Source organism: Alteriqipengyuania sp. (genome assembly GCF_964222115.1).
Lineage (GTDB): Bacteria > Pseudomonadota > Alphaproteobacteria > Sphingomonadales > Sphingomonadaceae > Alteriqipengyuania.
The window spans coordinates 24,863-34,742 of sequence record NZ_CAXQBM010000032.1 but is presented as its reverse complement, the minus strand read 5'-3'; the positions used below and the strand labels follow the sequence as shown (position 1 = coordinate 34,742).

The 9,880-nt window shown below is 64.8% G+C and carries 8 protein-coding genes; 4 read left to right on the top strand and 4 right to left on the bottom strand.

What is annotated here, in order from left to right; all coding sequences use genetic code 11:
• Positions 1–11 precede the first annotated feature (11 nt).
• Together ACEQXE_RS05985 and ACEQXE_RS05980 are read left to right on the top strand one after the other, a co-directional pair.
• Positions 12–626 carry a YggS family pyridoxal phosphate-dependent enzyme gene (locus ACEQXE_RS05985; RefSeq protein ID WP_370178032.1) on the top strand — a complete coding sequence of 205 codons (615 nt, stop codon included), beginning with the start codon at positions 12–14 and terminating at the stop codon, positions 624–626.
• Positions 623–994, top strand: coding sequence for a hypothetical protein (locus tag ACEQXE_RS05980; protein ID WP_370182840.1), 372 nt, complete (start codon positions 623–625; stop codon positions 992–994). Before ACEQXE_RS05985 ends, ACEQXE_RS05980 begins: the two co-directional genes overlap by 4 nt.
• 25 nt (positions 995–1,019) lie before the next feature.
• Here ACEQXE_RS05980 and ACEQXE_RS05975 read toward each other — a convergent pair whose 3' ends face one another.
• Entirely contained in the window at positions 1,020–3,776 is a 2,757-nt protein-coding gene (locus ACEQXE_RS05975; protein ID WP_370178030.1) for a [protein-PII] uridylyltransferase, read from the bottom strand.
• Positions 3,773–5,464 carry a class I adenylate-forming enzyme family protein gene (locus ACEQXE_RS05970; RefSeq protein ID WP_370178029.1) on the bottom strand — a complete coding sequence of 564 codons (1,692 nt, stop codon included), beginning with the start codon at positions 5,462–5,464 and terminating at the stop codon, positions 3,773–3,775. The genes ACEQXE_RS05975 and ACEQXE_RS05970 overlap by 4 nt, the downstream gene beginning before the upstream one ends.
• A gap of 138 nt (positions 5,465–5,602) precedes the next feature.
• On the opposite strand from ACEQXE_RS05970, the gene lgt reads away from it, so the two are divergent.
• Both lgt and ACEQXE_RS05960 read left to right on the top strand, forming a co-directional pair.
• The gene (gene lgt, locus ACEQXE_RS05965) at positions 5,603–6,496 is read left to right on the top strand and encodes a prolipoprotein diacylglyceryl transferase (protein ID WP_370178028.1); all 894 of its coding nucleotides are present in this window, start codon (positions 5,603–5,605) and stop codon (positions 6,494–6,496) included.
• Positions 6,497–6,561: 65 nt separating this feature from the next.
• Positions 6,562–7,560, top strand: coding sequence for a class I SAM-dependent methyltransferase (locus ACEQXE_RS05960; RefSeq protein WP_370178027.1), 999 nt, complete (start codon positions 6,562–6,564; stop codon positions 7,558–7,560).
• A 12-nt stretch (positions 7,561–7,572) separates the two neighbouring features.
• On the opposite strand, the gene ACEQXE_RS05955 is transcribed toward ACEQXE_RS05960, so the two are convergent.
• Together ACEQXE_RS05955 and ACEQXE_RS05950 are read right to left on the bottom strand one after the other, a co-directional pair.
• Positions 7,573–9,120, bottom strand: coding sequence for a glycine betaine ABC transporter substrate-binding protein (locus ACEQXE_RS05955; protein WP_370178026.1), 1,548 nt, complete (start codon positions 9,118–9,120; stop codon positions 7,573–7,575).
• Entirely contained in the window at positions 9,117–9,872 is a 756-nt protein-coding gene (locus ACEQXE_RS05950) for an ATP-binding cassette domain-containing protein (protein WP_370178025.1), read from the bottom strand. The genes ACEQXE_RS05955 and ACEQXE_RS05950 overlap by 4 nt, the downstream gene beginning before the upstream one ends.
• Positions 9,873–9,880 lie beyond the last annotated feature (8 nt).

The following is a 9,880-nucleotide window of genomic DNA, read 5'->3' as shown; positions in this document are numbered from 1 at the left end:
GCACCTGCAAGATCGCGAGGCGCGAACGCGGCGATGTGCATCTGGTCGCAGTCAGCAAGACGCATCCGGCTCAAACGATCGAGCCGCTCCTCGAAGCGGGACAGCGCGTCTTCGGTGAAAACCGCGTGCAGGAGGCGCAGGACAAGTGGCCTGACCTGCGAGAGCGTTGCCCGGAGGTGGAACTGCACCTGATCGGGCAGCTGCAATCGAACAAGGCAGAAGATGCCGCCGCGCTTTTCGACGTCATCCATTCGCTCGACCGGCCCAGCCTGCTCAAGGCTCTGGCCAAGGCATACGACAAGCTGGGCAAGCGCGTGCCGTGCTTCATCCAGGTCGATATCGGCGAAGAAGAGCAGAAGGGCGGCTGTTCGATTGCCGACCTACCCGACCTCATCGAGCAGGCCCGCGAGGCGGAGATTCCCCTGCTCGGACTGATGTGCATTCCCCCGCTGGACAAGGAGCCCGCCCCGTTCTTTGCGCTGCTCGCCGAGCTGGCGCGGCGGCACGAGCCGGAACCCGGTGCGTGGGGCCTGAGCATGGGGATGAGCGCGGACTACGAAACTGCGATCATGCTCAGCGCAACGCATATTCGCGTGGGGTCGGCCTTGTTCGGGGAGCGGGGGTGAGCAAATTATCGCCCATGGATGGCCAGGAGCATCCAGTGCCGCAACATTGGCGGGCATGGTTTCACGATATTGCAGATCAATTCCGCGCGGGCAATTTCCAACTCCGCGATTGCTCGATAGCGATCGTAGCTCCAAATAGCGCGCGCGATGCTAAGTTTTTTGCGCAAAGCGTTGCTGCTTACGGATCTCCGCTCACTCCGTTGAGCGATGAGACATGGAGATACGCGCGATGTCGATGGATGGATGGATATTGGCGGATCGTTGTAGATCTGACGACATCAGATGAATCTGTCAGCGATTTGGCACTGCATGCAGAGCTTACCGAGGACGAAGGCACCTTGAAGATCGTATCTCTCCACGTACCATAAGCAGATCGACCTAGAGCCGTTGAGCTTATGCCGGTTCCAGCTCGGCCTGCATCTCGTCGCTCGACGCCTCGACCAGCGCGGTACGGATATTCGCCAATCGCGCTTCGTCGGTGATCTTGTCGCCGGTCAGGTCGGTCACGTAGAACGTATCCGCCGCACGCTCCCCATAGGCGGTGATGTGCGCGCTGCGGATCACGGCATGCTGTTCGAACAGCGCTCGCGCCAAGCGGTTGAGCAGGGCGGGGCGGTCGCGCGCCGCCACCTCGATCACGGTGAAGCGATGCGATGCGTCATTGTCGAACGAGACGAAGGGCCGCACGTCGAACGCTTTAGAGCCGCGACGGGGCAACGGCCGCTGCGCCAGCTTCGGTACGAGGTGCCTGCCGCTGGCCAGCGATTCGGAAATGCTGCGCTCGATCCGCTCCAGTTGGTTGTCCTCTCCGAAGCGCCGCCCGAGCGGGTCCTGCACCAGGAAGTTATCGACTGCGTATCCGGTGCGGGTGGTGTGGATGCGCGCATCGATGATGTTGCCGCCGACCAGGTGGATGGCCCCCGCGATCCGCATGAAGATGCCCGGATGATCCGCCGCGATCACGGTAACCAGCGTGGCGCCGCGCTCCTCGTCCGGCTCGCAATGGACCGACAGGGCTTCGCCCAGTTCGCGCGCGACCGAATACTGGACGAGATTGCGCGCCGCGATGTCGGTCGGTTCGGCAATCCAGTAGGGCGCGGTGAACAGGTCGCCCAGCTCGTCGATAAGTGCCGCGTTGTCGCCCAGGGCCTCGCGCACGGCGGCCTTCTTCGCCGCTACGCGCTCCTTGCGCCCGCTCGTGACATGGCCGAGCCGCAGGCGCTCGTGCGAGAGATCGTAGAGTTCGCCCAGCAGCTGGCCCTTCCAGCTGTTCCACGTGCCCGGTCCCACCGCGCGGATATCGACCGCCGTGAGGATCGCGAGCTGGCGCAATCGTTCCAGCGTTTGCACCTCCGCGACGAAATCCTCCACCGTCTTGGGGTCTGCGAGATCGCGCTTGAATGCGGTGTGGCTCATCAAGAGATGCTGGCGGACCAGCCACGCGATCAGCGAGGTTTCCTCTTCGCTCAGGCCGAGACGCGGGCAAACCCTTTCGGCAATCTCGGCGCCGAGGATAGAGTGGTCGCCGCCACGCCCTTTGGCAATGTCGTGCAGAAGGGTTGCGACGAAGATCGCACGGCGGCTCTTCACCTTGTGGATCTGGCGCGTCGCACGCGGGTGCTCTTCGGCCAGCTCTCCCTTTTCGATCGCGTTGAGGAATCCGATCGCTCGGATGGTGTGCTCGTCCACCGTGTAGTGGTGGTACATGTTGAACTGCATTTGCGCGTTGACGCGCCCGAAATCGGGCAGGAAGCGGCCGAAAACGCCCGCCTCGTTCATCCAGCGCAGCACCATTTCGGGATCGTTGCGGCCCGCCAGCAGGTCTAGGAACAGGGCATTGGCTCGCGGGTCCTCGCGCACCTCGTCGTTGATCAGCGCGCTGTCGCGATCGGCCTGCCGCATGGTACGCGGATCGATTTCGAGCTGCTCGCTTTCCGCAATCTGGAAGATTTCGATCAGCCGCACCGGGTCCTTGCGAAACCAGTCGTCGCCCGGTGCGGACAGCTTGCCCGCGAAAACGGTATAGCCCTTTACCGTGCGCGGACGGGCGGTGAACCCGGCGAGCAGGCCGCGCCGCGCGCGCTTTTTCGCGAACTGTTCTTCCAGCTGGCTGAGGAAGACGCCGGTCAGCGAACCCACGCGCTTTGCCTGCAGGAAATAGTATTGCATGAACCGCTCGACCGCGCTCTTGCCCTGCCGGTCCGCGAACCGCATCCGGCGCGCGACTTCTTTCTGCAGGTCGAAGGTGAGGCGATCTTCCGCGCGCCCGGTGATGTCGTGCAGGTGGCATCGCACCGCCAGCAGGAAGCCTTCGGCACGGCGGAAGCTGCGGTATTCCGCTGGCGTGAACAGCCCCGCATCGACCAGCTCTGCCGCATTGCGGACGCGGTGGATATACTTGCCGATCCAGTAAAGCGCGTGCAGGTCGCGCAGGCCGCCCTTGCCTTCCTTCACATTGGGTTCGACCACGTAGCGCGTGTCGCCCACCCGCTTGTGCCGTTCGTCCCTCTCGCGCAGTTTCTCGGTGACGAACTGGCGCTCGGTCCCGGCGACGACTTCGGCATAGAACCGGCGCTTGCTTTCCTCGTACAGCGCCTCGTCGCCCCACAGGTACCGGCATTCCAGCAGCGAGGTCAGGATCGTCCCGTCGGCCTTCGACATGGTCACGATATCGTCGACACTGCGGACCGAATGGCCGACCGTCAGGCCAAGGTCCCATAGCAGGTAGAGGATCGCCTCGATCAGTTTGACGGTGCGTTCGTCCTCAGGCTTCTCGCAAAGGAAGGCGAGGTCAACGTCCGAATGCGGCGCCATTTCCTCGCGCCCGTACCCGCCCGCGGCGTTGATCGTCAGCGCATATGCGCGCGTCTTGGCCGGAGGCGGGGCCAGCACTTCGGACGCATAATCGTGGATCAGGCGGATCACCTGATCGAGGAGGAAGCTGTGGCCCCCTGTCAGCGCGTGGCCGGCAGAGGGCTTGTCCAGCAACCGCTGCGACAATTCGGTGCGCCCAGCGTCCAGCGCATTTCGCAGCAGCGCGAGCACCGCGTCGCGCGATGCCGCCCCCTCTCCCTGCACTTCACCGATCTGCTGGGCGAGCTTGCGGCGATCGATAATGGCGCGCTGGTTGGAGAGGGGCGGAGCGCTCAAGTTCCGGTGTGAACCTTCGTATATTTTGCGCGCAGGACCTTGCGGTCGATCTTCTGCGTGCCCAGCCGGGGCAGGGTTTCATGCTCCTGCCAGATATGGGCAGGCCGCTTGAAGGGCGGGAGCCTGGTTTCGAGGAAGGTAGCAAGCTCCGCCTCGCTCAGGCTCACGCCTTCCTTGGTCAGGAAGACTACACCCACGATTTCGCCATAGCGATCGTCAGGCAGGCCGAAGACCGAACATTCCGCCACGCCTTCGTGCGCGTAGATCGCTTCTTCCACTTCGAGGCAGCTGATGTTCTCGCCGCCGCGGATGATGATGTCCTTCTTGCGGTCGACGATGAACAGGTATCCATCCTCGTCCAGCCGCCCGAGGTCGCCCGTGCGGAAATACATGTCGTCGGTGAATGCGGCCTGCGTCGCTTCCTGGTTGTCCCAATAGCCGAGGAAGTTGCAAACCGTACGGATGCACACCTCGCCGATATCGCCCGTCGGCAGCTTGTTCCCTGCATCGTCGAGGATCGCGAGATCAACCAGCGGGCGGCTCGCCTTGCCGGTGCTGGAAGGTTTGGCGAGATAGTTCTCGTTGAAATTGCCGCAGCCCACGGCGTTGGTCTCGGTCAGGCCATAGCCCAGCAGCGGGTAGCCGCCGGGGAAGGCCTTGTGGATCTTGCCTACGTGATCGACCGGGCGCGGGGCGCCGCCTGCGGCAAACGACGTGCAGGTAGAGGTGTCGTATTTGTCGAGTTCGGGGTGGGTCGCCATCTCGTAGCTCATCAGCGGAACGCCGGTGAAATAGGTCACCTTCTCGCGGTCGATCAGCCGCAGCGCCTCGCCTGCATCCCACTTCTTCATCAGCACCAGCTTGCGCCCCAGCGCGAAGCTTTGCAGGAAAACGGGAATCTCGCCCGTGACATGGAACAGCGGCACCGCAACCAGCGCGGTCGGCTGGAGCGACGGCGCATCGCCCTTGCCCTGCAAATAGGTGAGCGCCATCAGCGACTGGACGACATAGCTCATCGTCCCGTGGACGACCGCGCGATGGTCCGAATATGCGCCCTTCGAACGCCCGGTGGAGCCGGACGTGTATAGCAGCGTCGCATAATCGTCGGGCCCCAGTTCGGGAAGCTGTGTCGCTGCCGGATCGCCCCACACGACGGCCAGCCCCTCGGCCGGATTGCAATCGTGCTTCAGTGGCAGGACCTTGGCATCATGGTCGGTGCCCTCCAGCCGCTCGGCCCGCTTGCGATCGGCCAGCACCACCCGGCAGCCGACCATGCGGATCCCGTCGGCCATTTCCTCGCCGGTCGAAAACCCGTTGACCAGCGCCGCACAGCCGCCCGCCATCACGATGCCCATGTAGGCGATGATCCAGTTGGCGGAGTTGCGCGCCGCGATCCCGATGCGGTCGCCCTTCACCAGCTTGTGCTCGCTGAGCAGTCCGGCGGCGACATGGCGCGCGGCATCGTAAGCTTCGCCAAAGGTCAGACGGCATCCGTCGTCGACCAGGAATTCGGTGTCCTTATGCTCGTTGCAGTAATGCGCGAAATAGTGCGCCAGGCTGGGCGGGGCGCCCTTGAACGCGGGCATGGTGACGCCGTTGCGCGTGAACGGCACGGTTTCCGCTGGCCCGCCGGGGGCAACCAGCGCGTCGGTAATGGCATCCAGTGTCTTATCGAGCTCAGTCGGCATGCGTATCCTCTCTCATCCATCGCGCGTGTCGACGCCGCCCGATGTATTGTCCCTTTTGTCTGGCGCCTGCCTGTGCCAATGCAAGCCGCATTGACGCAAGAGGGACCGTTCGGGCGCTATCTCTAAGGGGTCGTTGAGATGCTGTCACTACTGGCTGATGCGGCAAACCAGCCGATTTACTGGGAAGATCTGGGCCTGACGCCGGGGATCGAACTGGGGTTCTTCACCCTGCGCTGGTACTCGCTGGCCTATATCTTCGGGATCATCCTTGCCTACCTGCACATGATGCGGATGATCAAGGCGCCCGGCGCGCCAATGGCGAGCAGGCATGTCGACGACCTGCTGTTCTATTGCACGCTCGGCGTGATCTTCGGCGGGCGGCTGGGATATGCGCTGTTCTACAAGCCCGAGCTGTTCTTCGACTTCAGCCACGAAGGCTGGATGCCATGGGGCCTGTTGCGCCTGTGGGATGGCGGCATGGCCTTCCACGGCGGTGTGATCGGCGTGGTGTTGGCGCTGTTCTGGGTAAGTTATCGCAACAATCTCAACTGGTTGCGGGTGGCAGACTACATCGCAGTCAACGTGCCCTTCGGCATGCTGTTCGGGCGGCTTGCGAATTTCGTGAACGGCGAATTGTGGGGTCGGCCCGCCGATGTGCCGTGGGCAATGGTGTTCCCGAACGGCGGAGACATCGCACGCCACCCCTCGCAGCTTTACCAGGCAGGGCTCGAAGGGCTGGCGATGGCGGCGATAATGCTGTCGCTGTTCTGGCTGACGAAAGCACGCTGGAAGCCCGGCCTGCTGGTCGGCGTGTTCACCGCCGGGATCGCAACCGCGCGTTTCATTAACGAATTTTTCCGCCAGCCCGATGCGCACCTGACCGAATTTGCCGCCTCCACCGGCCTTTCGATGGGCCAGTGGCTCAGCCTGCCGATGATCCTCGTCGGAATCGCCGTGGTCGCCTACGCGATGACAGGCAAGTCGGGTACGGCGAAGCCGGTGCCGCAGGAAGAACCCGAGAGCGCATCCTGAACGACCAGACCGACCGACAGAGCCTGGCCCAACGCTTCGCACGGCTGATCGCCGTGCACGGGCCCATGCCCGTCGCGCGCTTCATGGGCGAAAGCAATGCGCACTACTATGCCTTCCGCGATCCGTTGGGCAGTGCGGGCGACTTCATCACCGCACCCGAAATCAGCCAGATGTTCGGGGAACTGGTCGGCCTGTGGCTCGCCGATATCTGGACCCGTGCCGGTTCGCCGCCCGATCCGATCTATTGCGAGCTTGGGCCGGGGCGCGGGACGCTGGCGAAGGATGCGCTGCGCAGCATGGCGCAATTCGGGCTGCGGCCCAAGGTCCACCTGATCGAAGGCTCGCCAGCCTTGCGCGCGATCCAGAGCGAGGCCGTTCCGGGAGCGCATTTTCACGAGGATATGGCGAGCCTGCCGGAGGATCGCCCTTTGCTGCTGGTCGCCAACGAGTTTTTCGACGCCCTGCCCGTGCGCCAGCTGGTGCGGACAGAGGCGGGCTGGCGCGAGCGGATGGTCGGGCTGGGCGAGGACGACAGGTTCGTCTTCGTTGCGGGCGACCAGCCGATGGACAGCGCGGTGCCGGATCGTTTTGCGAGCTGCGATCAAGGCACGATCATAGAAACCTGCCCCGCGGCGTCCGCCGTGATGAGCGAGATTGCGCGGCGGCTGGCAGTGCAGGGCGGGGTGGCGCTGGCCGTCGATTACGGACATCTCGCCTCGCGCACGGGCTCCACCCTTCAAGCCATTGCGCGCCACGCGAAGGTCGACCCGCTGGCCGATCCCGGCACCGCCGACCTGACCGCGCATGTCGATTTTGCCGCTCTGGCAGAGGCGGCGGATGTGCCGGGTGTGCGGTGCCTTGGCAGCGCCACGCAAGGGGCATGGCTCTCCTCTCTCGGGATTGACGCTCGCGCGGCATCGCTGAGCAAGGCGGCGCCGGAGCGGGCCGGTGAAATCGAAGCTGCACGATCCCGGCTGGTCGACGCGGACCAGATGGGTGAGCTGTTCCAGGTGATCGCGTTTGCCGGGGCCGACTGGCCCGATGCTGCGGGGCTGGCACTGTAAGCCCCGGAGGAACTACTCGAGTCCGATATCCTTCGCGAGGTCGCGTGCAGCCTGCGCCGGCGTTTCCTTGTCCCCATCGGTCCGGTCGACCGAATAGTTCGCCTCGCGCATCTGGCGCACGTCGATCTTGCCAATGATCGGCCGCAGCGCGGCGAGGAAGCGCGCATCGTCGGCACGGCTCGGCGTGACCATCAGCAGGGCGTCGTAACTGGGCAGCGCCTCGCGCGGGTCTTCCAGGACGACCAGGTCGTCTGCCGCGATCCGCCCGTCGGAGGTATAGGCGCTGATCACGTCCGCCTCACCCGAATCGAGTGCATTGTACATGAAGGTGGGCGAGAAATTGCGCGTCTCGCCGAAGCGCAGGCCGTAGGCGTCGCGCACCGCGATCCATTCGGGCCGTTCGAAAAATTCGGGATCGCCGCCAACACTCAGTTGCGGGGCGACCGCCGCAAGGTCTTCCAGCGTCCTGACACCAAGCTGTTGGGCCCGGTCCCGGGGCATGGCGAAGGCGTAGGCATTCTCGAACCCGAGACGCCCAAGCACCAGCGTGCCGGTATTCTCCCGCTCCCATTCCACGATCCGCTCATACATCGCCTCGCGCCCGGGGTTGTCGTTGCGCTTCAGCTCGTTGGTCCAGATCGTGCCGGTGTAATCGACCGAGATGTCCAGGTTGCCACTGCTCAGTGCACGGTGGACCACCGCCGAGCCCAGCCCGTCGCGATATTCGACGCGGTAGCCCGCCTTTTCCAGCTGGTCGCCGATCAGCTGGGCGAGGATGTACTGTTCGGAAAACTGCTTGGCCCCGATGACGACCGTGTTGTCGTCTTCGCCAGAGAAGTCCGCCTGGCTGGCAAAGGCTGCCGCCACGCCCAGCGCAACCGCGATCCCGCCGCCAAGCCACAGCCGCCTGTCGCGCCGCCGGAAACCGGCCTCGATCGTACCGAGCAGGGCGTCCGCAATGATCGCGAGCCCTGCGCTGCCGATGCAACCGGCCAGTACCAGCGTCCAGTTCTGCGTCTGGAGCCCGGCGAAGATCGGATCGCCAAGGCTCGGCTGGCCGATGGTGGTGGAAAGCGTTGCCGCGCCGATGGTCCACACCGCTGCCGTGCGGATACCCGCCATGATGTAGGGCGCCGCCAATGGCGCCTCGACCAGCCGCAGGCGTTGCCAGAAGCTCATGCCGACACCGTCGGCGGCTTCGAGCACGCCCGGATCAAGATTGGTCTGCGCGGTCACTGCATTGCGCAGGATCGGCAGCAGGGCATAGAGCGAGAGCGCCAGCAGCGCGGGCAGGAAGCCAAGCGTGGGCAGGTTCGGGCCGAACACGGCGCGAAGGCTCAGCAGGATGGGGAAGAACAGCGCGAGCAGCGCCAGGGCGGGAATCGTCTGGACGAGGCTGGCAAAGCCCAGTGCGCCGCGCGCGACCGCCTGGCTCCGGCTGGCCCATACGGCCAAAGGCAGCGCCACCGCGATGCCGAGGCCGATGGCGCACGCGGCAAGGATGACGTGCTGCGCGAGCGCATCGCCCAGCCCCATCAGTGCGGTCCATACGCCGCTCATGCCTCCAGCTCCTTGAGCCGCTGCGCTTGGTGGCGCGGCACTGCAACCAGTGCCTGCGCGACATCGCCGCCGCCACCGCTCGCCAGTGCATTCGGGGTTTCGTCCGCGACGATTCTGCCGCCGTCCATCACGAGCACGCGATCTGCAAGGATCAGCGCCTCGGCCATGTCGTGCGTTACCATGATCGTCGTCAGGTCCAGCTTCTCGTGCAGGTCGCGCACGCGCGTGCCCAGCGCATCGCGGGTCACGGGGTCGAGCGCGCCGAAGGGTTCGTCCATCAGCAGCAGTGTCGGATCGCCTGCCAGCGCGCGCGCCACGCCGACGCGCTGCTGCTGCCCGCCGGACAGGGCATCGGGCAGGCGGCCCGCCATCGACGGATCGAGATCGACCAATTCGAGCAGTTCGCCGATCCGATCGGCGGTCAGGCGCTCGCCCACCAGCCGCGGTCCGATCGCGATATTCTCGCCCACACTCATGTGCGGGAACAGCCCGATCCGCTGGAACACGTAGCCCATGCGGCGGCGCATCTCGCTGGCATCGCGGGTGACGACATCCTCGCCATCCAGCTGCACGCGACCCTGCGTTGGCTCGACCAGCCGGTTGATCGTTTTCAGGAGGGTCGACTTGCCCGATCCCGACGCGCCCACCAGCGCCACGAAACTGCCCGGCTCGATCGTCAGGTCGATCCCGGCGAGAGCGTGAGTGCTGTCATAGCGCTTGGTAACGCCTTCGAACGCGAGCGATGCTGCCATGCTTTCAG

Coding starts and splice junctions, on each gene's coding strand:
- ACEQXE_RS05955 (WP_370178026.1), bottom strand. CDS start 9,120: ATGAGCGGCGTATGGACCGCACTGATGGGGCTGGGCGATGCGCTCGCG.
- ACEQXE_RS05960 (WP_370178027.1), top strand. CDS start 6,562: ATGCCCGTCGCGCGCTTCATGGGCGAAAGCAATGCGCACTACTATGCC.
- lgt (WP_370178028.1), top strand. CDS start 5,603: ATGCTGTCACTACTGGCTGATGCGGCAAACCAGCCGATTTACTGGGAA.
- ACEQXE_RS05970 (WP_370178029.1), bottom strand. CDS start 5,464: ATGCCGACTGAGCTCGATAAGACACTGGATGCCATTACCGACGCGCTG.
- ACEQXE_RS05950 (WP_370178025.1), bottom strand. CDS start 9,872: ATGGCAGCATCGCTCGCGTTCGAAGGCGTTACCAAGCGCTATGACAGC.